22 protein-coding genes and 1 pseudogene are annotated in these 26499 nt (G+C 33.8%); all 23 read left to right on the top strand.

Annotation, left to right across the window (positions count from 1 at the left end):
* The first annotated feature begins 195 nt into the window (after positions 1-195).
* The 23 genes and pseudogenes from JM83_RS02540 (at position 196) to JM83_RS02430 (ending at position 26498) form a co-directional block, all read left to right on the top strand.
* The gene (locus JM83_RS02540; RefSeq protein ID WP_144959078.1) at positions 196-1029 is read left to right on the top strand and encodes a polysaccharide pyruvyl transferase family protein; all 834 of its coding nucleotides are present in this window, start codon (positions 196-198) and stop codon (positions 1027-1029) included.
* Positions 1030-1110: 81 nt separating this feature from the next.
* Positions 1111-1974 (top strand): class I SAM-dependent methyltransferase, encoded by an 864-nt coding sequence (locus tag JM83_RS02535; RefSeq protein ID WP_144959076.1) that lies wholly within the window; start codon positions 1111-1113, stop codon positions 1972-1974.
* A gap of 92 nt (positions 1975-2066) precedes the next feature.
* A complete protein-coding gene (locus JM83_RS02530; RefSeq protein ID WP_144959074.1) occupies positions 2067-3353 on the top strand; it encodes an ABC transporter ATP-binding protein in 1287 nt (428 codons plus the stop codon).
* On the top strand, positions 3335-4072 hold the full coding sequence (locus JM83_RS02525; protein WP_144959072.1) for an FkbM family methyltransferase: 738 nt from the start codon (positions 3335-3337) through the stop codon (positions 4070-4072). Before JM83_RS02530 ends, JM83_RS02525 begins: the two co-directional genes overlap by 19 nt.
* 18 nt (positions 4073-4090) lie before the next feature.
* Positions 4091-5869: an FkbM family methyltransferase gene (locus JM83_RS02520; protein ID WP_144959069.1), complete on the top strand. Its 1779-nt coding sequence runs from the start codon at positions 4091-4093 to the stop codon at positions 5867-5869.
* On the top strand, positions 5866-6714 hold the full coding sequence (locus tag JM83_RS02515; RefSeq protein ID WP_144959067.1) for a class I SAM-dependent methyltransferase: 849 nt from the start codon (positions 5866-5868) through the stop codon (positions 6712-6714). The genes JM83_RS02520 and JM83_RS02515 overlap by 4 nt, the downstream gene beginning before the upstream one ends.
* Positions 6711-7994: a glycosyltransferase gene (locus JM83_RS02510; RefSeq protein WP_144959065.1), complete on the top strand. Its 1284-nt coding sequence runs from the start codon at positions 6711-6713 to the stop codon at positions 7992-7994. Before JM83_RS02515 ends, JM83_RS02510 begins: the two co-directional genes overlap by 4 nt.
* A 10-nt stretch (positions 7995-8004) precedes the next feature.
* Positions 8005-9115 (top strand): annotated as a pseudogene (gmd, locus tag JM83_RS02505) (GDP-mannose 4,6-dehydratase).
* A 107-nt stretch (positions 9116-9222) separates the two neighbouring features.
* Positions 9223-10170, top strand: coding sequence for a GDP-L-fucose synthase family protein (locus JM83_RS02500; protein ID WP_144959063.1), 948 nt, complete (start codon positions 9223-9225; stop codon positions 10168-10170).
* Positions 10163-10951, top strand: coding sequence for a glycosyltransferase family 2 protein (locus JM83_RS02495; protein ID WP_144959061.1), 789 nt, complete (start codon positions 10163-10165; stop codon positions 10949-10951). Before JM83_RS02500 ends, JM83_RS02495 begins: the two co-directional genes overlap by 8 nt.
* Positions 10952-11706: 755 nt before the next feature.
* Positions 11707-12831 carry a glycosyltransferase gene (locus JM83_RS02490; RefSeq protein WP_144959059.1) on the top strand — a complete coding sequence of 375 codons (1125 nt, stop codon included), beginning with the start codon at positions 11707-11709 and terminating at the stop codon, positions 12829-12831.
* A gap of 4 nt (positions 12832-12835) precedes the next feature.
* The gene (locus JM83_RS02485; protein ID WP_144959057.1) at positions 12836-13690 is read left to right on the top strand and encodes a glycosyltransferase family 2 protein; all 855 of its coding nucleotides are present in this window, start codon (positions 12836-12838) and stop codon (positions 13688-13690) included.
* A 19-nt stretch (positions 13691-13709) separates the two neighbouring features.
* Positions 13710-14615 (top strand): alpha-1,2-fucosyltransferase, encoded by a 906-nt coding sequence (locus tag JM83_RS02480; protein ID WP_144959055.1) that lies wholly within the window; start codon positions 13710-13712, stop codon positions 14613-14615.
* A gap of 28 nt (positions 14616-14643) precedes the next feature.
* On the top strand, positions 14644-15498 hold the full coding sequence (locus tag JM83_RS02475; RefSeq protein WP_144959053.1) for a glycosyltransferase family 2 protein: 855 nt from the start codon (positions 14644-14646) through the stop codon (positions 15496-15498).
* 33 nt (positions 15499-15531) lie between these two features.
* The gene (locus tag JM83_RS02470; protein ID WP_144959051.1) at positions 15532-16464 is read left to right on the top strand and encodes a glycosyltransferase family 2 protein; all 933 of its coding nucleotides are present in this window, start codon (positions 15532-15534) and stop codon (positions 16462-16464) included.
* Positions 16461-17567, top strand: a complete 1107-nt coding sequence (gene wecB, locus JM83_RS02465; RefSeq protein ID WP_409994691.1) for a non-hydrolyzing UDP-N-acetylglucosamine 2-epimerase — start codon at positions 16461-16463, stop codon at positions 17565-17567. Before JM83_RS02470 ends, wecB begins: the two co-directional genes overlap by 4 nt.
* Before the next feature lie 204 nt (positions 17568-17771).
* A complete protein-coding gene (locus JM83_RS02460) occupies positions 17772-19016 on the top strand; it encodes a glycosyltransferase family 4 protein (RefSeq protein WP_144959047.1) in 1245 nt (414 codons plus the stop codon).
* Between the two features lie 51 nt (positions 19017-19067).
* Positions 19068-20033, top strand: coding sequence for a glycosyltransferase family 2 protein (locus tag JM83_RS02455; RefSeq protein WP_144959045.1), 966 nt, complete (start codon positions 19068-19070; stop codon positions 20031-20033).
* 11 nt (positions 20034-20044) lie between these two features.
* Positions 20045-21199, top strand: coding sequence for a glycosyltransferase family 4 protein (locus JM83_RS02450; RefSeq protein ID WP_261376313.1), 1155 nt, complete (start codon positions 20045-20047; stop codon positions 21197-21199).
* Between the two features lie 2 nt (positions 21200-21201).
* The gene (locus JM83_RS02445; protein WP_144959043.1) at positions 21202-22275 is read left to right on the top strand and encodes a glycosyltransferase family 2 protein; all 1074 of its coding nucleotides are present in this window, start codon (positions 21202-21204) and stop codon (positions 22273-22275) included.
* An 8-nt stretch (positions 22276-22283) separates the two neighbouring features.
* A complete protein-coding gene (locus tag JM83_RS02440) occupies positions 22284-23282 on the top strand; it encodes an N-acetylneuraminate synthase family protein (protein ID WP_144959041.1) in 999 nt (332 codons plus the stop codon).
* Between the two features lie 593 nt (positions 23283-23875).
* On the top strand, positions 23876-24889 hold the full coding sequence (locus tag JM83_RS02435) for a hypothetical protein (protein WP_144959039.1): 1014 nt from the start codon (positions 23876-23878) through the stop codon (positions 24887-24889).
* 43 nt (positions 24890-24932) lie between these two features.
* Positions 24933-26498 carry a glycosyltransferase family 2 protein gene (locus JM83_RS02430; protein WP_144959037.1) on the top strand — a complete coding sequence of 522 codons (1566 nt, stop codon included), beginning with the start codon at positions 24933-24935 and terminating at the stop codon, positions 26496-26498.
* Position 26499 lies beyond the last annotated feature (1 nt).

Below are 26499 nucleotides of genomic sequence, written 5' to 3'. Positions count from 1 at the left end.
GGAATTAGGATAGCTCGTTAAACCCCTGGTTCCTAAATGGGAAAGAAAACAGAAGAAGGTGAGATAAGTGGAAAGATAGAGAGGAGATAGAATTCTAAAATCAACAAATTACGAATCCCGAATTAACCAATCCCAAATTAACGAATCACACTAAACAAAAATCATTACTTTTGAATTTAAGAAAATCTAAATTTGATGTCATCCCAAAGCATTCCATTGTTTTACTGGAGCGAGATAAAATTTATCTTTAAGAAAAAAGAAAATTATGGCGATCTGCTTTCCAAATATCTAGTAGAGAAAATTTCGGGAAAAGAAACAAGATGGATACATCCCAAAAAACAGCCTTGGTATAAGTGGAACAAAAAAAATTATTTAGCTATTGGCAGTATCATACACCACGCTACAAAAAACAGTATTGTGTGGGGAAGTGGCATTATTAATAAGGAACAAACAATTGAAAAGGCAGATTTTCGTGCAGTACGAGGTCCACAAACCAGAAAATTTTTAATGGAGTTGGGTTATGAGTGCCCTGAAGTTTATGGAGATCCGGCATTGCTACTGCCAAAATGTTATTATCCCGAAATTGAGAAAAAATATAAATTAGGTATCACACCGCATTATCATGACTATAAATGGGTGGTAGAAAATTTTAAAAATGATCCTGAAATTCTGGTCATCGATCTCATGACGATGGATATAGAAGAAGTCACCAAACAAATTTTGAGCTGTGAAAAAACTATATCTTCTTCTTTACACGGAATAATTGTTTCCCATGCTTATGGAATTCCCAGTATTTGGGTGGAGTTTTCAGATAAAATTTTTGGCGATGGAATCAAGTATAGGGATTATTTTGAATCTGTGGAAATTCCTTATTATCAGGTTGAATTTCTGGGCAAAAAAATGTTTTTGCAAGAAATTGAGGATTTGTTTGAAAAATATCCTGCCTTACCAGCAGTTGGGAAAGTTGAGAAATTATGTGATGGATTGATGGAGGTTTGTCCGTTTGGTTGGGATAAGAGAGAAGAGTGAGGAGTGAGGAGTGAAAAGTCAAAAGTCAAAAGTGAAGAGGGAAGAAAAATTAAAATTATACCTTGCTGATTTAAGTAATTAATGGAAGAGAAAGATCTAAATCAGGAAAAAAATAAGGCACACTACGAAACATTGTATGCCAATTATCCTATCAGCAATATCCTTCATTGGATAAATAACCTCGATAAATTTCTCGACGCTGCGACCACTACCGAAACCAGTTGGTTTGGTCTTTATCAAAACAATTTTCGGGAGAAAATAAAAGGGAAGAAAGTATTGGAGATGGGCTGTGGCGATTGTACCAATGCGGCAGTAATGGCTGCTTTGGGTGCCGAGGTGTATGCCAATGACATCGCATCGGCAAGTGGCGAAATTATAAAACAGGTAAACGATAATTTTACTTTTAAATTTCCAATCCAATTTGTAGATGGAGATTTTTTGGAAAACAAACTGTCATCTCATAGCTTTGATTTTGTGATAGGAAAAGCCTTTTTACATCATTTAACGATCCCAGTAGAGAAATTATTTTTGAAGGAGACTGCCAGGCTGTTAAAGCCCGAGGGGGAAGCCCGCTTTTTTGAACCCGCGGTTAATTCAAAGATCTTGGATGAGATCCGTTGGCATGTTCCCATTGGGGGCAGGCCTTCTAAATTCAATAAAACAGCTTTTGCTAGATGGAAAGAAGAAGATCCTCATCCAGATAGAAGTTTTAATTCCAAACATTGGGAAAAAGCGGGGGAAGAATTTTTTAAGGAAGTGGAAATAATTCCTGTGGGAACCTTGGAGAGGTTTAGCCGGTTGTTTGGCTGGGGAGAAAGAAAAAATAAATTCAAGCGCTGGGCCTTGAAAAACGAAAGATTATTGCCGGATTCAATTAACAAAAAGTTTACAAGAAGCCAATTAATAATTTACAAAAATCATTGTACTACTAAGCAAGTTTTCTAACTCACAACTCCTTCTCGTCAAAGAAAAGAAAAGGGGGATTTTTGTATCTTCCCAAAAATAATTGGTCTTTTAACTAAAAAAAAATAAATTTAGTGAGCATAATTTTAAAAGCTGAAAATATCTCCAAACAATACCGGCTTGGTAAGGTTGGTACGGGAACACTCAGCCATGATCTTAATCGTTGGTGGCACGGCGTAAGAGGTAAGGAAGATCCATATCTCAAAATAGGTGCGGTTAATGATAGGAGCTCAAAGGCGACTGAAGATTACATTTGGGCTTTACGGGATATAAATTTTGAAGTAAAGACAGGGGAGGTATTGGGAATAATAGGTAAAAATGGGGCAGGAAAAACCACTTTGCTTAAAATTTTATCCCGCGTAACTTCTCCTACCACAGGTTATATAAAAACCAAGGGAAGGATTGCTTCTTTATTAGAGGTTGGAACGGGATTTCACGGGGAGCTCACCGGGCGGGAGAATATTTTTATGAATGGTGCGGTTCTCGGGATGACTAAAACAGAGATTAAAAGAAAACTAGACGAAATCATAGATTTTTCGGGCTGCGAGATGTATATAGATACCCCGGTAAAAAGATATAGCAGTGGGATGACGGTGCGTCTTGGTTTCGCTGTCGCCGCGCACCTAGAACCCGAGATTTTGGTGGTAGATGAGGTCTTGGCGGTTGGAGATGCCGAGTTCCAAAAAAAAGCGATTGGTAAAATGCAGGACTTATCTCATGGAGAAGGGAGAACAGTGCTGTTTGTAAGCCATAATATGGCTAGTGTAAAAAGTTTGTGTGACCGTGGTATAGTATTAGAAAACGGAACATCTGTATTTGATGGGGAAACTGAAAATGCGATCAATTGTTATCTTTCAGATGAAAAGCAAATAATTCAAAAGGATCTTAGTTCAATTAGAGACCGGAGTGGCACGGGTATAGTAAAATTTCGAAGCTTTCAAATTGAGCATAGAAATGGGCAAATAATTGAAAATGTATTAAATGGAGATACAATTAAATTTTCTTTTAAAATTGATGTGAGGAATCTCACTAATATTTCAAATATTGACTTAGGATTTTCTATTCATACCCTGGATGATGAATTAATAACAGTTCTTTATAATTCTTACCAAAACAAAACTATACAAGTAACTGAAGATGGTGAATATACAATCAAATGTGTTATTCCAGAATTAGCTTTAAATGAAGGAGCATATATTGTAAAAGGACGAATTGAATGTGATAAAATAGAATCAGATTGGCCAAAAGAACCATTAGGTAAATTTATTGTTATAAAAGGTGATTTTTACAAAACAGGAAATCTTGGTTTTAATGGTAAGTCGAAACTTCTAATAAAAGGGGAATGGGATTTAGTGAATTGAAAAAATTTATTTTTAAAATAACTCCAATTAAGATCCTAAAAATGTATCAGGAGCCTATAAAAAATCAAGTTAGAGAATTGGACTCTTTTTCAACTCTATCATATTCACAGGAAGGAGAAGATTTAATTTTAAAAAGAATATTTGAAGGCCAAAAAACAGGATTTTATATAGATGTTGGAGCCCATCATCCTCAAAGGTTTTCTAATACCTATTTATTTTATAAGATGGGGTGGAGAGGGATTAATATTGATGCCATGCCTGGTAGTATGGTTAAATTTAAAGAATTAAGGCCTGGAGATATTAATGTTGAAATTGCAGTTTCAGATAAAGAAGAAATATTGACATTTCATATTTTTAATGAACCAGCCCTTAATACTTTTGATACATTAAATGCTGATAGGTATCAATTAGATACTAATTATAAAGTTATTGCGAAAAAAGAATTAAAGGTATTTCCTTTAGTAGATGTATTAGATAAATACAATTCAGAAGAAAAGCAAATTGACTTCATGAATATAGATGTTGAAGGTTTAGATTTACATGTTTTGAAATCCAATAATTGGATAAAATATAAACCTTTAATTATTTTAATAGAATTACTGGAAATGAAATCAATTGATGAAATTCAGAAAAGCGAAATTTATATTTTTTTGATTTCTAAGGGTTATGTGTTTTTTGCAAAAACAGTAAATACTTGCATTTTCAAAGTCTTAAATTAATTTGATTGTTTTTTTAAAATGTTTAATACCCCAATTCTTTTTATCATTTTTAATCGCCCAGATATAACATCTAGGGTTTTTAAAGAGATTAAAAAACAGAAGCCTAAATTTTTATTTGTTGCAGCTGATGGCCCTCGGCCAGGTGTTGAATATGATATTGATAAGTGCAGAAAGGCAAGAGAGTTAGTTTTGAATGGGATAGATTGGGATTGTGAAGTAAAAACTTTATTCAGGAAGGAGAATTTAGGTTGTGGAAAAGGGGTTTCATCTGCTATAGATTGGTTTTTTGAAAATGTAGAACAAGGAATTATTTTGGAAGATGATTGTTTGCCGCATCCTAGTTTTTTTATGTATTGCGAAACTTTACTTAATAAGTATAAACATAATGAGAATATTTATGCGATAAGTGGTGATAATTTCCAAAATGGAATTCGAAGAGGCGATGCGTCCTATTATTTTTCACATTACGTGTATGTTTGGGGTTGGGCTAGCTGGAGAAGGGCATGGAAACATTATGATTTCGATTTGGGAGAATTAGAGGAGCTTAAAAGCAATAAATTATTTGAGAAAATAGATAAAAGAAAAAATTTCAAAGAATATTGGTTAAAATTATTTGAAAAAGTTAAGCAAAAAGAAATAGACACCTGGGATTACCAGTGGCTATTTACAATTTGGAAAAATAACGGATTAACTGTTGTTCCAAATACTAATTTGATCAGTAATATCGGCTTCAGTAAAGAAGCCACTCATACAAAAGATTTAAGTTTGTTAGCTAATCTAGAAACTGAGGATATTGGATTAATAAAGTCGCCAAAAATTATTACAGTTGATATCAGTGCCCATAACTATGATTCTAAAATGGTTTATAATATAAATTCCGGAAAAGATAAATTAAAAGGGTTTTTAAATGTTTTACTTGAAAAATATAAACGTAAAAAATTTAAACAAAAAATAAATCTTAAAAAAAAATTAAGAAAATTAATTGCCCGTGAAATAATTGATTTATTAAAACGTAAAACCGGCAATTCAACAAACAAAACCCCGAAATTATTACAACTACCACGCTATACCAAGACAACAATTGAGCTAAATGGTAAGGAATTAATTATCCCAGATAATGCCTCTTTTCGGTTTATGTATAGAGAGATTTTTGAGGAAGAAATTTATAAATTCATCACTACTAATTCTGAACCCTATATAATTGATGGAGGAGCAAATATTGGATTAGCAGCAATATATTTCAAAGAGCTATATCCTAATGCTAAAATAATAGCTTTTGAACCCGATCCCGAAATTTTTAAAATATTAAAAAATAACATTGAAGTATTTAATTTTCAAAACATTGAATTGGTACAAAAAGGACTTTGGGACAGCAAATCAAAATTAAACTTTTTCTCTGAGGGTGCGGATGCTGGTTTGATAACAACTTTAGATAATTCCCGGGTTTCCCCCTTAGAAATTGAAACTATCTCACTTAAAGAATATTTAAATCAACCTGTAGATTTTTTAAAGCTGGATATAGAAGGTGCAGAAACAATTGTTTTAAAAGACATCGAAGACGATCTTTGTAAAGTTGAAAGGATTTTCGTTGAATATCATTCGTTTGTAGACCAACCCCAAACCCTTAATGAAATCGTAAACATTTTAACAAGGGCTAAGTTTAGAATTTATATGTCAATCCCAGGAAATAATTCCCTGAAATCACCCTTTTTAGGTCTTATACCATATAACAATATGGATTTTCAGTTAAATTTTTTTGGTTATAAGGAAGAAATAAAAACCAATAACAAAATATGAAGTTTTTAAATTTAGGATGTGGGAATAGCTATCATAAAGATTGGACTAATATAGATTTCACCTCTAGCAGTGAATATGTAATAGAGCATAATTTATTAAAGGGAATTCCCCTGAATGACGCTTCTATGGAGGTGGTATACCATTCCCATGTTTTAGAACATTTTTCAAAAAAGGATGGAGAGGAACTAATGAAAGAATGTAATCGGGTTTTGAAAAAGAATGGTATTATGAGGGTTGCAGTCCCAGATTTGGAAACCATAGCAATAGAATATTTACGCAATTTAAATTTGGCAATTGAAGGAGGTAATGATGCTAGACATAATTATGAATGGATAAAGCTAGAATTGTTTGACCAAATGGTAAGAAATAAATCTGGCGGTGAAATGGGGAAATATCTTCATCAAGCTTTTATACCAAATGAAGAATATGTCTTTAATAGGATTGGGTTAGAAGGAAAAAATATCAGGGAAGCCTTTTTATCCGAACAAAATAAGGAAAGGCCAGTTGGAAATAAATCTTTATATAGACCTTCCAGAAAGAAGAAGGTTAAGAAACTTATCAAACGATATATATTTTGGTTGCTAAAAAAAGTTAAACTTCAGGAACCTATTCCTGAAGCAGAAATAGTATATACCGGTAACTTTAGATTATCTGGCGAAATTCATCAGTGGATGTATGACCGTTATTCACTAACAGAACTCTTAAAAAAAGTTGGTTTTGCAGATATTAGAATATGTAATGCTTTTGAAAGCAGAATTAAAGATTGGGAGAAATATAAACTAGATGTAGTTAATAAGGAAATTAGAAAACCCGATTCTTTATTTATTGAGGGAAGAAAATTATGAAAATCTTAATTGTAAATACCTACGATAAAGGAGGAGCTGCAAATTCCTGTATTAGATTATATAAAGGATTAATTAAGAACGGGGTAAAAACAAGTTTACTTTTACAGAAGAAAACGAAAAATCTTCCATCAGCAGAAATTGCCAAACCACTGCAGCTTAAAATCACTAAACTTCAAAAAGCAAAGAAGGGCTTAAAAAAGGTTTTAAAAGAGCTTAATTTGTATTCTAACCCTCCTCTAAAAGAAACCCCTTTTGTTTGGAAAAGAGCTTCTAAATTGGAAATGTTTAGTTATCCTGCGTCCAATTTTGATATCATGCAAACATCAGCTTACAAAGAGGCCGATATTGTAAACCTTCATTGGGTAGCAAATTTCCTGGATTATAAAAGTTTTTTTAAAAACAACAAAAAACCTGTTGTATGGACCCTCCATGATATGAATCCGTTTTCTGGAGGGGAACATTATACCGAACTTTTTTCAGGGTTGGATGAAGAAGGTTATCCAATAAAAAGATTAATTACCGGTTTCGAAAAACAAGAATTTGAAAAAGTTGTTCAAATTAAAAAAAATGCTTTAGAATATTTTAAAAATTTAACAATTGTGGCGCCTTCCCATTGGTTGGCAAATGAGGCTAGAAATAGCGAAGTCTTTAAGGGGATGGATGTACAATGTATTCCGTATGGTTTAGATCCCCAAATATTTGCGCCCAGGGATAAAGCATTTTCCAGAAAATTATTGAATATTCCCCAAGATAAAGTAATGATTTTGTTTGTTGCAGATTCAACAAGCATCCCTCGTAAAGGTTTTGAGTTTCTTAAGAGAGCCATTAAACAAATTAAGATGGAAAATTTAATTTTATGTGCTATTGGAAGTAAAAACGCTGAACTTGAGTCTGACAATGATATTATAGAATTAGGATCTATTAAAGACGAAAGATTAATGAGCGTTGCCTACTCTGCAGCCGATATTTTTGTAATTCCTTCTATTATGGATAATTTGCCAAACACGGTTTTAGAATCATTAATGTGTGGCACCCCTGTAATTGGTTTCCCTGTTGGTGGCATTCCAGATATGATAGAACCCGGAAAAAATGGCTTATTAACCAAAGAAATAAGCGCTAATGCGTTGGTAGAAACTTTAACCGAATTTTTAAATGATCCTGAAAAGTTTGATAGTAAAAAAATCAGAAAGGAGGCACTAGCTAAATACGATCATAAAATTCAGGCGGAGAGGTACCACAAATTGTTTAAGAATATTCTTGAAAATAACGATAAAATCTAATCCAGTACAAGTGAAAACAGCTCTTATAACAGGCATCACAGGACAAGACGGCACATATTTAGCAGAATTATTTAGGCAAGGGGTATGTAGTTCATGGCATTAAAAGAAGGAGTTCTTCGTTCAATACAGATAGGATAGACCATCTATACCAAGATCCGCATGAGAAAAATATTAGATTTAAATTGCATTATGGAGATTTAAGCGACCCTCTAAACCTTACCCATATTATCCAGGAGGTACAGCCCGATGAGATCTACAACCTTGGAGCGATGGCCCATGTAAAGGTGAGTTTTGATACTCCGGAGTATACCGGTAATATAGATGGCTTGGGCACTTTACGTATTTTGGAAGCGGTTAGATTGTTAGGTCTTTCTAAAAAAAACAAAGATATATCAAGCCTCTACTTCAGAATTATATGGAAAAGTACAAGAAAGCCCTCAAACCGAGAATACACCATTTTATCCAAGAAGTCCCTATGGGGTAGCCACATTATACGCCTATTGGATCACGGTAAACTATGGGAAGCTTATGGCATGTTTGTATGTAATGGAATTTTATTTAACCATGAATCTCCGCTTAGGGGAGAAACCTTTGTAACTAGAAAAATCACGAGGGCAGCTTCCAGAATAGCTTTAGGGATGCAGGATGTTTTGTATCTTGGGAATCTGGATGCACAAAGAGACTGGGGCCATGCAAAAGATTATGTTTTGGCTATGTGGTTAATGCTTCAGCAAGATGAGCCGGAGGATTTTGTGATCGCTACGGGGGTAACAACTTCGGTTAGGGAATTTGTAAATTTAGCATTTGCCAAAGTAGGAGTCAGTTTGGAACACGAGGGTAAATTGGAAAATGAAATAGGAAAGATAGCGTCTTGTACCAATCCAGAATATCAGCTACCAGTTGGAAAAGTGGTGATAAAGATAGATCCAAAATATTATCGACCCACAGAAGTTGATATGCTAATTGGGGATGCCACAAAATGTAAAGAGAAATTGAATTGGGAACCAACACATTCTATAGATGAATTGGTTTTAGATATGATGATGGCAGACTTAAAATTATTTAAGAAAGAGAAATACTTGAAAGATGGAGGACACGATACTTTGAATTATAATGAGTAAAAAATAAAAGGTCAAAGTTCAAGATTCAAAGGTTCAACTACGAACTTCCTCTCAAAATTATTTTTAATTAGAGTTAATTCATTTTAATTCGGGTAAATTCGCAACAAATGGAGAAAGATTCTAAAATATACGTTGCAGGTCATACTGGAATGGTGGGTTCTGCACTTGTAAGGAAATTGGAAAAGGAAGGATATTCAAATCTCGTAAAGAAAGCATCTAAAGAACTCGATCTTAAAAATCAACAGGCAGTTATTGCGTTTTTTGAAGAGGAAAAACCCGAATATGTTTTCTTAACTGCTGCCAAGGTTGGGGGGATAGAAGCCAACAATAAATATAGAGCCCAGTTTTTATATGAGAATTTGATGATCCAGAACAATATGATCCATCAAAGTTATTTGCACAAGGTTAAAAAATTGTTGTTTTTGGCATCATCGTGTATTTACCCAAAACTGGCCCCACAACCCATTAAAGAATCTTATTTGCTAACAGGGGAACTCGAACCCACCAATGAGCCTTATGCCATTGCGAAGATAGCTGGAGTAAAAATGTGTGAAAATTACAATAGGCAATATGGGTGTAATTTCATCTCTGTAATGCCCACCAATTTATATGGACCCAATGATAATTACGATTTAAATACTGCTCATGTTTCACCTGCCTTGCTGCGCAAATTTCATGAAGCAAAGATTTGCCATGAAAAAACAGGTTACCATGAGCCTGTGGAACTGTGGGGAACAGGCACTCCTTTGCGGGAATTTTTGCATGTAGATGATCTAGCGGAAGCCTGCTTTCATTTAATGCAAACGTATCAAGGAAATATAAGTGTGAATATTGGAACAGGGAAAGATATATCTATTCATGACCTAGCTTTACTAATAAAGGATATTGTTGGTTATGAAGGAAAGTTGATATGGAATAATGAAAAGCCGGATGGAACCCCAAGAAAGTTACTTGATGTAAGTTTGAGCCATAGTTTGGATTGGAAACATACGATCGGGTTGGAAGAGGGGATAAAAGACGTGTATAAGCATAAATTTATGAAACAAAATGCCTGAAAAGCCACTAATTTCATTTATAACGGTAAACCTAAATGATGTTGAAGGTCTCAAAAGGACAATGTTCAGTATTTTTGGGCAAATCTGGCAGAAATTTGAATATATAGTTATCGATGGAGGTTCCATAGATGGGAGCAGGGAATTTATTGAAAGCCATAGTAATAAAATTGACTATTGGGTAAGTGAAAAGGATTCCGGGATTTACAATGCGATGAACAAGGGAATAAAAGCAGCCAATGGCGAGTATTTGTTGTTTTTGAACAGTGGGGATCATTTATTTGGTAATCAAGTACTATCTAAAAATATCCATGAATTAGGATTTTTCGATTTAGTATATTTTAATATCCAGATTATAAATAAAAACAATGTACACATAATCTCATATCCTAGTCATCTACGTTTTACAGATCTATTTTATGGTACTTTATGCCACCAATGTGTTTTTATAAAAAAGACTTTATTTGCTGAAATTTCTTTATATGATGAAAATTTAAAGATAGTGTCAGACTGGAAATTTTTGATTTTAGCACTTTTTAAATTTAATTGTAGTTATAAAAAAGTTGATAACCTTCTTAGTACTTATTATTCGGATGGGATCAGTGCAGATAATCAAAATGAACAGATAATTATGGAGGAAAGGCAACGAGTTTTAAAAAAATACTTTGAAAATTTTTTTTATGAAATGGATGAGTTAAACGAACTAAGAAGTACAATTAAAAATTTAAAAGGATCTAAGAAGATTAATTTATTAATAAAGTTTGGTTTATTAAATAAATTTTAAATCTATTATTTATAGAATAAAAAGTTATAATCCTTTAATTGTATTTAGAGAGACTAAATTAATGTATATCCGTTTTCTGTCCTAAAAGTTCTTTCGTCACCCTGAGACCTGTGATAAAAAAATTTATCTAGCGTAGGAAATTGACGTATGATGGTTCTTAGCAGATTTATCGTTTTTAAGAACTTCTTTTTTGCAGTGTAGTGCTTCCCCAGCGTAAAATTTTCGAAGCCTTGGAGAAAATTTAGCTGGGGGAGTACGGTTCCGTTTTTTTTGGACAAACAAAAAAATGAACAATCATTAAAATTAATCAAAGCTTTATAGACCAAAGGGAGTGTTTTACAAATTCTTGGAATTACCGCAATGAGAACAAAAAGCGCATTAAAAAATGGCCAAGGCATTAGGTACTATAATTATATATAAATCAGCAATTTATAAAAATACGGCAATGGTAACTGGTTTCAGGGTCTAGGATTCACAAACAAATAAAAACACGTCAATGGTAATTTATTTCAGGGTCTCAATATTGTATTGATTTACATTGAAATGAGATTCTGAAACTCCCGAACGGTCGGGACAGAATGACGTCATTTTTCAGTTTAGGATACTTTACCGACAAACAAACTAAATTATAAGTTTAGTTCTATAATCTAATTATAAATCCCAAGCTTAGGTATTTTGTGATTTTTAGTAAGCAAAACCATTTAGAAATTAAGAATAAACAGAAAAATCATAGAATAAAGCCCTAGTTTTTTAAAATGAAATTATTAATAAGCACCCCTTATCTCTCTGTAGTGGGAGGAACCGAGATAGAAACCTTAACAACCGCCCAGGAACTTGCAAATTCTGGCAAGTTTAAACAAGTTGAAATATTTTGTCCATATAAGCCTAACCATCCAATTTATTTAGACCTCGCTTCCAACCCCAAGATAAAGTTTAGTACTTATCCTTCTTTCTTTAAAAATGAAAATGTAAAAAAAATCAACAAGGCTTTTAGGATCACATTTAATTTAAAAACTTCATTTCTTGAAAATGCGTATTGGTTTTTAAAACGTTTAAAAGGATTTGATTATGTTTACATTTTTGCAATGACTTCTCAAAAATACTACTTGCCCTTGCTTAATAATTTTAAAGGAAATAAATGCCTGCTCAAATTTACTATAGTTTACAAAGAAGAAATTCCGGAGTGGAAAAAACAATTTTTAAGGCCTTTGAAAAGAATTGTTGTATCTAATATTCTCCATCAAAAGTTTTTATCTATCAGTTTACAGAGCGATAATGTGATTGTTCAGGATTTGATTATAGCTAATGAAAAAAAACTTTTGCAAACTGAAACCACTAGAAAATTTACTTTTGGAATGCTTTGCCGGTTTTCAAAAGAGAAAAGGATTGAACAAGCTATAAGACTGATAGAAAGGCTAAATTCCAATGGGAAAAATGCTACTTTAATAATCCAAGGGAAAGGAGATGAAGAATATTTTGATCAGTTGAACGAGTTGATAATTTCTCTTCATTTAAACCAATTTATTAAGTTAATTAAGATGAACATCCCCCCCGCCCAAACTCATTTGTTTTATAAAAATATTTCCTTCTTCCTTATAACTTCTGAGTTTGAAACAGGACCATTAACAGGTCTGGAAGCCATGGCAGCAGGCATTCCCGTTTTATCTTATAATGTTGGAGCTATGCAAACAAGATTTAAGGATCATGACTTTCTAATTGTGAATAAATTTGATGAAATGTTTGAAATGGCACAACAATTAATAGAATTGAAAAAAATAGAATATAAAACACTTTCAAATTCCATACGACAAACGTATATTTCCCAATGCTCCAATACCCCTAAAGTAGAAAAATTAGAGGATCTTTTTTTTCAAAAATAAACAGATGGATAAATTAGTTTCCGTAGTAATTCCCTGTTATAACGATGGTGCTTATATCGAAAAAGCAGTTCAATCTATCTTAGGCCAAACTTACTCCAACAGAGAAATAATCATAATTGATGATGGATCTGATCAAAAAACCAAAGAGGTCTTAAAAAGGCTAAATGAAAAAGCTCATCTTTTAATTTATCAGGAAAACAAAGGTCCTAGTGGTGCAAGGAACAGGGGAATCATGGCTGCAAATGGAGAATATATACTCACTTTGGATGCGGATGATTATTTTGAACCCACTTTTATTCAAAAGGCGGCAGCCGTTTTAGATAATTATCCAAAAGTTGGGTTGGTAAGTTGCCATGCTCACCTCTTTATTGGAAATACAATACGTGGTGAGATTATTTCCAGTGGTGGCGAGGCAAAAGGCCTTTTAATTAAGAATGGAGCGCTTGCAAGTTCATTATTCAGGAAAAAAATTTGGCAGGATGTTCATGGGTATGATGAAAAAATGGAAAAGGGTTATGAGGATTGGGATTTTAATATTTCAATCACTAAAGCAGGATGGAAGATTTACATTTTAAAAGAGCACCTATTCCATTATCGTTTAAAAGAAAAATCACGAAATCATTTTGCAGACCTTTCTTTTAAATATGATCTTCTCGCCTATATTTATATAAAGCATAAGGATATCTTCATTAATAATTATGAGGATAATATTATTAATCTTTTTTCCAGAATTGATAAATCAGAAAAAGAAAAAAGAAAAATAAAAAATACTTTCACCTATAAATTTGGTGCTACTGCTCTCCAACCCTTTAAATTTATTGCAAGAAAAATCAATGAAGGCTCTAACACAGAAAAATAAGGAGGTAAAAATTCAAAATATGTTTGGGAGTAAAAATTTTGTTATTATCAAACTTTTTGGTGGCTTGGGAAACCAAATGTTTCAATATGTTATTGCAAAATTAATCGCAGAAAAGAAAAATTCCCAGGTCTTAATTGATACTTCCTTTTATAATGATAACAATGAGAATTTAAAAAATTTCCCAAGATACTTTAGCGTTGGAATTTTTAATAATTTATTAAGGGTAGCGACCAAAGAGGAAATTTATTTTTTTTATATCTTAACTACACTTGAGAAGTTGAAGAAAAAACTGGGTTTAAATTATCCCAAGGTTTATGAGGAATTATCATTTGGTTTTGATCCTAAGGTGCTAAATTTACAAGCACCTGTTTATTTAAAAGGATACTTTCAAAGTCATAATTATTTCTCAAGAAGAGAAAAATTTATACAGAATATTTTTAAATTTCCTATAAATGAGTTAGATGAAAGGAATGAGAAAATTAGGCTTCTAATAGTTTCAGGAATCTCTGTCTCTATCCATGTTCGGCGGGGTGATTATGTGGCAGACGATAAAACAAAGAATTTTCACGGAAACTGTACCATGTCCTACTATAAAAAAGCTATTGCATTCTTTTCATCGCGATTAACTAATTTTAATTTAGTTTTCTTTTCCGACGATATACAATGGGTTCAGCAGGAATTTAAAAATTTTCCTAATAAAAATATTTTTGTTCCTGGAAACACGGAGGAAGATAGCTGGAAGGATATGTATTTAATGAGCTTATGTAACCATAATATAATAGCTAATAGCTCCTTTAGTTGGTGGGCAGCTTGGCTGAATGAACATTCCGATAAGATAATCATTGCTCCCAAAAAGTGGTTTTTGGATGCTGAGCAAGAGAAGAATTCTAAAGATTTAATTCCACAAAAGTGGATCAGGCTATAATTTAGTGCTTTAATCGTTAAAAATGATTATGAATAAACCAGATCCTTTAATTTCAATAGTAATTCCTTGCTATAATGATCCTTATTATATTGTAAAAAGCGTGCAATCAGCGATTGAACAAACCTATAAAAACAAAGAAATTATAGTAGTTGATGACGGCTCCAATTTAAAAACTAAAAAAGTTTTAGCAAACATAAAAACCAAAATTGATCTACTAATAACACAGGAGAATAAAGGATTGAGTGCTGCCAGAAATGCGGGTATAAACCAATCTAATGGAGACCTTATTTTGGTTCTGGATTCCGATGATTTCTTCGAACCAGAATTTTGTGCCAAAGCTGCTGAAGTACTTCAGAGTTCAGAAGATATAAAAATAGCCACCTGCTATGCGAGGAGATTTAACGAAGAAGGCATTATTGACATTTTTAAGCCTTCAGGTGGAGGTATTGAAAAATTTTTGCTTTTCAATGCTGCCATTGGTAATTCGCTTTATAGAAAAAAGGAGTGGGAAACTGTAAAAGGGTATGATGAAAAAATGATTAAAGGATACGAGGATTGGGAATTTTATATAAGGCTTTTAGCTGGAAGTGGAGAAGCTTATGTAATTAATGAACCCCTCTTTAATTATCGGCAGAAAAAACAATCTATGAGAATAGACGCAAATAAAATTAAATATGAACTGCAAAAGTATATTTATTTCAAGCATTCCAATCTTTATAAAGAGCATTATACTTTGTTTATTGAGGATTTGTTAAAACGAATTGAAGCGGAAGAAAAAGAAAAATTAAAAAATACCCGCAGAATTGAGTTTAAAATTGGAAAAACAATTTTAAAACCCATTAAATTTTTAAAGTCTAAATTTGGGAGTAGTCCAAGCAGATAGGGAGAACATTTAAATTCCAAAAACTAAATAAAAATGAACCCTTCCCCAATAGTTTCTATTATCATGGCAACCTATAATCGGGAACATTTGATTTCTGAAACGCTTGTGAGTATTCAAAATCAAACCTTCCCCAATTGGGAATGCCTAATTATAGATGATGGCAGCACCGATGACACGAAAGAAATCCTAAGGCCTTTTCTAGATGGAGAGTCACGCTTTAAGTATATAAAACGTAGCTCAAAATATAAAAAAGGATTGCCTGGTTGTCGAAATATGGGTTTGGATATAGCGAAAGGGGAGTATGTTGTTTTTTTTGATGATGATGATATTGTACATCCTGAAAATTTAAAAATTTCAGTCGATAATTTTAAAAATAATGTCAAGTATGTTAGATATTTAAGAAAGGTTTTTTGGGGAGATTTTCATTATAATTTCGATGGTAATACTAAATATAATTCTGAACTACTGGATATCTCTGTTTTAGATAAAATGATTACTAATAAGATCCCTTTTAATTCATGTCAGGTAATGTGGAGAAGGGAATGTTTTATTATGAACAGATTTAATGAAGCTTTAATGTACGCGGAAGAATGGGAATGTTATTCAAGAATTCTTTCATCGGGGATTAAAGGAATTTCTGTAAACAAAGTGCTTTTTTATGGAAGGAAACACTCCAATTCCAATACAGGAGAGTTTCATTCTGGAAATAATATAAGGAGGGATTCCCAAATTAAAGCTTCTTTCCTTATAATGGAAAAGCTAAAAAAAAATAATCTTTGGAATGAAGTTCTTGAAAAGTTTTTTATACGTTTGGGATTTTCTATTCAATCTTTTAGTGTAACAAAAACTGCTTTAGCTGCTGGGAACAGTTCAAATTGGAAGTCGTTCAAATATAAATTTGGCTATCAGTTTTATTTTGTTCTAAAACCAATTTTTGAATTAAAATCCAAAATGATCAAATCTTGAAAATCCTAGTCTGTTTTGGCACCCGCCCCGAAGCCATAAAAATGGCTCCAATTATTCATGAACTTCAAAAAGAAAACCTTCCTTTTAAAGTTTGTGTAACAGCCCAACACCGGGAAATGCTGGATCAGGTGTTGGATTTCTTTGAAATAGTGCCAGATCACGATCTCGATTTAATGCAACCAAACCAGTCATTGAATGCGCTTAGCGCAAAAATTCTTAGTGAAATCGACCGTATATTGGAAGAGGAAAATCCCGATCTTGTTTTGGTGCATGGAGATACTACCAGTGCAGCCCTGGTTGGCCTTGCCGCTTTTCACAAGGGTGTAAAAGTGGGGCATGTGGAGGCGGGTTTACGCACTTACAATAAAGCAGCTCCTTTTCCTGAGGAAATAAACCGCCAGCTTACTGCAAGGATCGCCGACTTCCATTTTGCACCTACAGGTAAAGCACATGCCAACTTATTAAGTGAAAAAATTCAAAAAGATCAGCTTTATGTTACAGGAAATACCGTGGTAGATGCCTTGCATTGGGCAATTGATAAAATGGATTCGAAGCCATTGAGCGAAGAAATTAAGAAAATCAAAGCCATGCTCAACCCGAATAAAAAATTGATCCTTGTTACAGGGCATCGCAGGGAAAATTTTGGAGAAGGATTTATTAAAATATGTGAAGCTTTGCGGGAATTGTCAGAAACCAAAAATATGGAATTGATTTTCCCCCTTCATTTAAATCCCAATGTAAAAAATCCCTTGCAGGACATGCTTAGGCACAAAAACAATATTCATCTTATGGAACCGGTGGCTTATCCCACCATGCTTTGGCTGATGCAGCGTTGCAGCCTTATAATTTCTGATTCTGGCGGAATTCAGGAGGAAGCCCCTACTTTTAAAAAACCCGTGCTCGTAACCAGGGACGTTTCAGAAAGAATGGAAGGCGTGGAAGCTGGGTTTTCTATTTTGGTGGGTACCGATAAAGATAAAATAGTGGAGGAGGCTGCTCGACTTTTGGATAATCTTCCAGATTTTAAGAATATAGCAAATCCTTATGGGGATGGAAATGCGGCTTTTAGAATTGTTGAGTTTCTGAAAAATAAAATTGAGTAATTAGCATTGAGTATTCAGAAAAGTGAATTGTGAAGAGTGATGGGTGAAGAAATGTAAAAACAGTAAACAGCAGATTACCACGGCTACGCCTTGCAATGACTCACGGATAATAGAAAACAGGACAACTCTTTTTAATAAGGTTCCTCTAAATTTCATAGTTTTACAACAAACCATAAACTAAGAACCATAAACCCCAAACAACATTTGCCAACCCAAAAGAAAATATTAGTCGTTGTTGAATCTATTGACGTGGAAGACAGCAGTGGTTCTAAGGCAAATTTAGCACTAATTAAAAACTTAAACGAAGCCGGGTTAGAGGTGTTGGTATACCATTACACCCGTAAAGAAATGCAAATACCCGAAATACAATGCGTAGCCATAAAGGAAAAAAGATGGACTTGGTTATTTTTCTTAAGCCGGCTGGAAAGGCAAATTCGATATAAATTAAAAATACATCTTAATAAACCGCTCGAAAAGATTTTCGGTTTTTCTTTTACCCTTTTTAACGATCGTAACAGTATAATAACAGCATTAGGAGAAATAAAAGATTTTGAGCCAGATTTAGTGCTTACCTTAAGTAAGGGGGGAAGTTTTAGGCCTCATCACGCTTTATTAAAAATACCGAAATGGCATAAGAAATGGATAGCTTATATTCACGATCCTTATCCGTTTGCATATTATCCAAGGCCTTATGACTGGGTAGAGCCGGGACATGAACAAAAAAGGATGTTTTTTGTGAAAGTTTCACAGCAAGCGGCTTTTGCGGCTTACCCCAGTTTGCTTTTAGCCGAGTGGATGGAGAGTTACTTTCCGTTTTTCAGAAATAAACGTTTAATTATTCCGCACCAAATTCAAGAAAGGAAGAGCTCCATTGCCTTACCAGATTTTTTTGATAAATCTAAATTTAATATTGTGCATGCGGGTGCTTTAATGGGGCCCAGGAACCCTTTAGGTCTTTTAAAAGCATTTGAATTATTCTTGCATAATAATCCGGAAGCAAAACTAAATGCAAGTTTAATCATGATTGGAAGGCAGTCGCAATTTTCAAAGAAATTTCAGGAAATGATGATCGCGATACCGCAATTCTATGCCAGTGAAAAAACCATTGATTTTGATACGGTATATAAAATTCAACAAGATGCTACGGTAAATGTGATTTTGGAAGCTAAGGCTTCAATAAGCCCATTTCTGCCTGGTAAATTTCCACACTGCATAGCATCAGGCAAACCAATTTTACTATTGGGACCCAATATTAGTGAATCTCATCGTTTACTGGGTAAGGATTATTTGTACTGGTCAGAAATTTCAGATATTGAAAACATTCAAAGAAAAATTGAAACACTGTATCAAAATTGGAAAGAAGAAAAAGATATAAGTCTAAATAGAATGGATTTAAACAAATATTTATCTGTTGATCATCTTAAAAACCTTATTAAAAAAGTGGTTTGATCCGCTTAGCATTAAGCTCAATAGAAAGTATAAATCAATTAAAATGAAGAAGTGAAAACAGCCTTGGTTTCTATAATTATTCCAACCTATAACAGGGCTCAACTTCTTGAGAAAACCCTCGATTCCATTTTGGAACAAACATATCGCAGTTGGGAATGTTTGGTTATAGACGATAACAGTACCGATAATACCCGCGAAATTCTTGAAAAATATATAGCAAGGGATTCCAGGTTTAAATATTTAAAAAGCCCCAGACATAAACCCAAAGGAGGAAATAGCGCAAGAAATTTTGGATTTTTGGAGAGCAAGGGGCACTTCATACATTGGTTTGATAGTGACGATTTAATGCAGAAAGACAATTTAAGTCTTAAAGTTAATTACTTAATCAATAATAATGACTGTGATTATTGCATTTGTAAAACGGTACAATTTTATGAAGAAAACAATAAATGGTATAAACGTAAAAATGAAAAACGATTAGAAATTAAGGAGGATGTCTATGAAGAATATGTGCTTGGTAAAATTTCTATTTTAAATGTAGTGCCGTTATGGCGTAAAAGTGCATTGCTGAATAAAAAACTTTATGATGAAAAAATACATCAGTTGCAAGATCTGGATTTCTTCTCAAGAATCATTTTTAAAAATGCCAATATTGGAATTTTAGATAAGGAATTGATTTATGTTCGCAGAGGTAATGAGTCTATAACCACACATAAAAACAAATTACAAATTGAGATAAATTCTTTTGTGGAAGTTTATAAAAGAATTATGGATAGAACTCCCAACAATCAAAAAATAGTATTACATTCTGTAAAGAACCTACTATGGGCGATGAGATGGAAGATGGCTGAAAGAAAATATGCCGAAGCTCAAGAATGTATAAATCTTAGTTTTTTATATTTTCGGAATTTATCTTTGAAAAACAGACTAGGACTTTTGAAGGTTTTTGTCTTCTATCAGGTTTTCAAAACCCTAAAAACCGGGGATACAAGGTTTAAGAAATTCTTGAAAATTTAAAATAATTTGCTTTGAAAATTCTTATGGTCTCTATGTTTTCCAATCATTTTTTTCGTTGGACGGAACAATTAAAAGATTCCGGGCATGAAATTTACTGGCTGGATGTCTTTGATTCCAATACCAGAGGAGAAAAAATAGATTTTGTACAGCAAATAATTGGTTGGCGTCAAAAAATTAAATATCCAGGTAGGTACGCCATAAAGCATCAATTACCGAGATTATACGATTATATAAATTCATTTAACCAAAGACAACTTTCTGATGTTTTTGAAGGAAAACTCAAAGAAATACAGCCCGATGTGGTGCATAGTTTTGTTATGTATTCGGCTTGCGTGCCAATTTTAGAAATAATTAAAAAGCATCCTGAAATTAAATGGATATATTCTGCTTGGGGAAACGATTTGTTCTTTTATCAAAATAATGCTCAAATGTTACAGGACATGAAGAGCGTATTTCCTCGTATGGATTATATGTTCGCTGATTGTGCCCGAGATTTTATTATCGCCAAAAGACATGGCTTTGATGGAGAATATTTAGGGAATTACCCTGGAGGAGGAGGTTACGTACTTGATAATTATAATAAGTATATAAAGGAGCATATAGAACGAAATATAATCTTAATAAAGGGATATCAGCATACATTTGGAAGGGGTAATAATATTTTAGAGGCTGTTTCAAGTTTGAAAAAGAAACTATCGACTTACGAAATTGTGGTTTTTGGAACTCATCAAACTATTTTCGATTTTGTGGAAAGTTCCGAAAAATTGAGTTCAATGGAAAACCTGAAGTTAATCGGCCAGGTTAGTCATGATGAGGTACTGGAACTTATGGGGAAAGCTGTTATTTATATAGGCAACAGTATCTCCGATGGTACGCCCAATACGCTTTTGGAAGCCATAATTATGGAAGTTTTCCCCATACAATCTAATCCCGGAGGTGCAACCGCTGAAATTATTGAACATGATAAAAATGGATTGTTGATTGATGAGCCCGAAGATAGTGATGAAATTGCAGCACTGATTTTAAAAGCTATTGGTAATCCAGAATTGATAATGAAAGGAATTGCTTATAATACAGCCAATATTAGACCCAGGTTGGAAAGAAAGTACATTCAGAAACAAGTTTTAGAAAAGTATAAATTGGTTGAAGATAATTTAAAAAGATAAACTTGCTATCCATCATCTACCCATACCGAAACCGCGATTTACAAAGGCTAATATATTCCTTCGAGTCTTTGGCGGGGCAAACCAGCAAAGATTTTAAGGTTTTTTTTGTGGATTATGGCTCGCGGCCGGAAACTGCGGAAAAAGTAAAAAAGCTATGTACCGCTTATCCTTTTATAACTTACCAATATTGTTTTACCCAATTTCAGCCATGGAATAAAAGCCGTGCGTTAAACTCGGTGATCAAAAACTTAGATTTCGGTTTTTGCTTTGTGGCTGATGTGGATATGGTTTTTCATTCTAAATTTGTTGAAAAAGCTATCGCCCTCCAAAACCCAGAAACCACTACTTATTTTCAGATAGGGTTTACTACCAATAAAGATGATATTTCCCAAATTTCAGAAGAAAGATTTAGCGGTTTTAGAAAGAGCACGGCAGAAGCGACCGGGCTCAGCATGTTTCCGGTAGAAATTTTACAGAAATTACGTGGGTTTGATGAATTTTTTCACTTTTGGGGTGCCGAAGATACCGATATGCACAACCGGCTTCGCAATGCGGGCTATAAACTGCAATATTACAATGAAAATGTTTTGATGCTACACCAATGGCATATCAGTTATCACTTGGCTGAGAAAAAAGATGTACATACAGATTTGCAAATTAAAGGTATTGTTAAATTAAATCATGAACATTTAAAATACAATAAACAAAACCACTTAACGCAGGTAAATAGTGATAATTGGGGCGATACTCTACAAAAAATAGAATTGCAGAAACTTTTAGAGGTGCCCACTTCTTTGGAATTGGACAATACCAAAGCGTCGATTGATCATTTCTTGTTTATACAGCTACCTTTAATACAGGGAATTCATAAAGTTAAGATCAGCCGCAGCAATTTTGAGAAAAGTGCAAAGTATAAAACGAAAAAAATGTTTAACAAGAAAGTTCCCACTTATTACAGTTTAAAAGAGATTAATGATAAGTTGCTGTTGCATAGTGTCGCCTTTTATCGTAACAAGCCTTATATATATAAAATTTCAGAAGGCTTGGATGCCCTAGAGTTTACCATTAAAAAATAAGTATAAACATGTTCATAATCGCCGAAATAGCGCAAGCCCACAATGGAGGTTTTCAAACTGCGTTGGAATATATAAATGCTTTGGCGAAAACCGGAGTAGATGCGGTTAAATTTCAAGTGCATATTGCCGAGGCCGAAAGCAGTATTCATGAACCATTTAGAGTGAAGCTGGATACACCGGACAAAACCCGTTTCGATTACTGGAAACGCATGGAATTTTCATTGGTTGAGTGGAAAGAACTAAAACAACACTGTGCGGAAGCGGGAATGGAATTTTTGGCTTCTCCTTTTAGCAACGCCGCAGTGGATTTACTGGAAGAAGTGGGGGCAACGCGATATAAAATCGGCTCGGGGGAGGTGAATAATTTTTTATTGTTGGAAAAAATAGTGGGCACTGGGAAGCCAATGGTTCTATCTTCCGGAATGAGTTCCTTTGAAGAACTGGATCGCACTATGAGATTTTTAAAGAAAAGAAAGGTGGAAGTTTCAATCTTACAATGCACCACGGCTTATCCCACCCAACCCGAGAATTATGGGTTGAATGTGATCGGGGAATTAAAGGAACGATATGGAGTTCCAGTAGGATATTCAGATCACTCCGCTAAAATAGAAACCTGTATCGCCGCTGCCGCATTGGGCGTGGAGATCTTGGAGTTTCACGCTGTTTTTAGTCGGGACAGTTTAGGACCGGATGCCAGTTCTTCCTTGGAAATTGAGGAAATCGCTCAATTGGTAAAAGCTGTAGGAAATATCCAAAGGGCTCTGCAACATCCTGTGGATAAAAATGACAATTCCAATTTTATGGAGTTAAAAAATATTTTCGAAAAATCATTAGCGGTAAATAAAGATTTAAAGGCAGGGTACGTATTGAGATTTGAAGATTTGGAAGCGAAAAAGCCTAAAGGATTTGGAATAGAGGCTTCGAGGTTTGGGGAGGTAATTGGAAAGAGGTTGAATAAGGATTTGAAGCAGTGGGAATTTTTGAATTGGGAAGATGTTTTGGAGTGAAGGGGGTGAAGTGTGAAGGGTGAAGAGTGAAGAAAAGATGCAATGCCATTTCGAGCGAGCGCAGCGACGAGAAATCTCGTTTTTGATCATGAGATTTCTCAATCGCCGAAAAGACTCATTGCGAAATGACGGGGTTGTCATTTCGACAGAGCGGTTTTACCTTAAGGGCTAATTTTATATCAAGAATTAATTTTAATTGGGATTTTTAAGTATTGGATAATGAAAGCGACGAGAAATCTCGTTTTTGACCATGAGATTTCTCAGTCGCTCAAAAAGCTCCTTCGAAATGACGTGGGTTGTCATTTCGAGCGAGCGCAGCGACGAGAAATCTGCGCCTTGAGTGTTGAGATTTCTCAATCGCTGAAAAAGCTCCTTCGAAATGACTTTGAGTACGTTTTTTGTTCTTTTTATAATAGAAGTTTCCAGTCATTTCGAGCGAGCGCAGCGACGAGAAATCTGTGTCTTGAATCGGGAGATTTCTCAATCGCCGAAAAGGCTCATTTCGAAATGACTCAGTACGTTTTTTTTCTTTTGAAATGCCCAGTTGGTAAGAGCGTTTTCCTTTGTATATTGGCATCATAAAAGTCCCAATAATGTATAAAGTTGTTGTTCATTTTAATTCTACACTTCATCATTTCAGTCAGCTCCTTGCCGGCCTTGAAATTCTGAGCAAGGAGAAGAAGATAGTTCTAAGCTATAATCTCGAGCTAGACAAATATCCAATCGATATTTTTAGGATTGAATTTAATGGATTGAACGTTTTCTTTGACCTAGCAGATAATAGTAGGATTTACAAGACTATCTACGAGCAAAGTGATTTCTATGTAAAAAGGATGCTGCTTAAAACAGATTTTGGCCAAAAGAAAAAACTTGTCCCATACGGTCTTTACTACCCGGTTTATTTTCAAAACCCGAGTTTAAAATGGCTTTTTCTTCAAAATTTTTCATTATTTAAATATGCATTGAAATACTGGAAATTTTTTTCAGGCATAATGAATGTAAAAGATAGTATTGCGGTAAATGAACTTTCCAGGTTAGAATCAAAACCTTGCCATACTAATCAGGTGATTTTTAGGGCGAGATTATGGAATCCCGGTAATAACGATACAGAGTGGAAAAAAAAGGAAAGAATCTTTTTAAACCAACAACGTATTGATATCAACAGGTTGCTAATCGAGAATTATTCTTCAAACTTTAAGGGTGGGATCTTAAGAGATGCATATTCTGAAGAAGTTTGTCCCGATATATTACTTCCCGAAAATGAATACCACAGGAAGGTGTATCTTAAAGAAGTAAAAAATTCCTCCATTGGCATTGTAAATCATGGGTTGGAAGACAGTATAGGTGCTAAAATGGGAGAATATGTAGCAAATGGTTTATGTGTCTTAACAACTTCCATAGATAAATACAAATTACCGGGCAACTTCATTGAAGGGCAAAATTATCTATCCTATGAAACAGCAGAAGATTGTTTAAAATTGACATCTAATATATTGGAAGATCTTCAATTACGGGAGAATATACAGGAAAATAATGCGGTGTATTATGAGAAATACCTGCACCCGGCAAAAAAAATTCAGATTATTATTGATCAAATAATAAAATAACGAAACGTAAATTTAATTCTTATAAAGCTCCTAATATTTTAATATGCTGATTATTGTCCATGAAAATTCGAAAATAGTAGTAGAAATTATTAGGGACAATAAGGCTGTTTCTATTGTGTTTTTGGATTTGGCTAAGGAATTCCGAAGAGTAGTAACAGCCTATCCCGAAGAGTTAATTATATGGATTGATAAACGGTTTTTTAAAAATTTAAATATCAATGAAATTGAAAATGTTTTCCATCATGATTTAATTATGGCCTCTTTTTCGGTTAATGAGCAATATTTTCCTGAAACTATTGGGTATATAGATCAGTTGCCTTTTATTAATCCAAACTACAATGTTCCCTATCCTACCTGGAGAATGAGTGCAAATGTAGGTGGTATTAGGAGTAATGTGGCCCGGTCTTTTCTTGATTTAACAAGGAATAATGATGATTTCGGTTATATAATAAATGGAATTGCCAAAGTGGGACAACAAAATTCTCTTTTTTGCTATTCAAACCCTTTTTTGATAAAAGATTTAAAAGCAACAAGAAATGGGAACAACAGTGCCCCAACAACCAAACTTTTTAAATTTGTCTACCAGTTTTACAAAACAGAATGGCTATTTATTTTGCTTTTTTGTTATATAAGATATGAATTCAAGTTTCCTGTTTTGGCTTTTATAAATGCATTTCTTAATAAAAAAAACTTTAACAGGGAAATTATTTTAAGTGATATTAAAACAAAAAACATTCAAAGGCATAGTGAATTGAATGAAACTATTGATGTAGTGATTCCTACTTTAAAACGGACTGAATATTTAAAGCAGGTTCTAATCGACCTTAAAGATCAGAGCCTTTGCCCAACACGAGTTATAGTAATAGAGCAGGATCCTGAAGTTGGTTCAAATTCTCAAATTTTGGAACTTCTTGAAATGCAATGGCCCTTTGAGATAATACATCGTTTTGTAAATAAAACGGGAGCTTGCATGGCACGAAATATGGCACTTAAAGAGGTGAGATCAAAATGGATATTTTTTGCCGATGATGATTTAAGAATGCCCCCAGATGTTCTTAAAAATGCGCTTTTAGAGATCAATAGGTTGGATATTTCTGCACTAAATTTAAACTGCCTGCAACCAGCGGAAGTCACAACATTTAATAAAATTAAGCAATGGGGAACCTTTGGATCCGGCACTTCAATTGTAGCGGCTGAGTATGCCCTAAAATGCAGGTTTAGAAAAATATATGAGCATGGATTTGGAGAGGATACAGATTTTGGATTACAATTGAGATCAATAGGAGCGGATATTATTTATCATCCGGAGATTAAAATTACTCATTTAAAAGCAGAAAGAGGTGGGTTTCGGGAAACTAATAATGCTCCCTGGGAATTAACAGAGATGATCCCAAAGCCATCTCCAACAATGATGCTTTTAGTACTTACGCATTACACGCCCTGGATGATAAAAGGTTATAAGGTATCTTTGTTTATAAAATTTTATTCAAAACAATCTATAAAAAATCCTATCAAATATATAAGGTTAATGGAAAGAAAATGGATGTACAGCCGAAAATTGGCCGATAAACTTTTGATAGAATCCAGAAGGTCACAGGCAATATGCTAAA

The sequence above is a fragment of the Gillisia sp. Hel_I_86 genome (genome assembly GCF_007827275.1).
Lineage (GTDB): Bacteria > Bacteroidota > Bacteroidia > Flavobacteriales > Flavobacteriaceae > Gillisia.
Note: the sequence above shows the minus strand (reverse complement) of the source record. Positions and strands in the feature narration are given on the sequence as shown.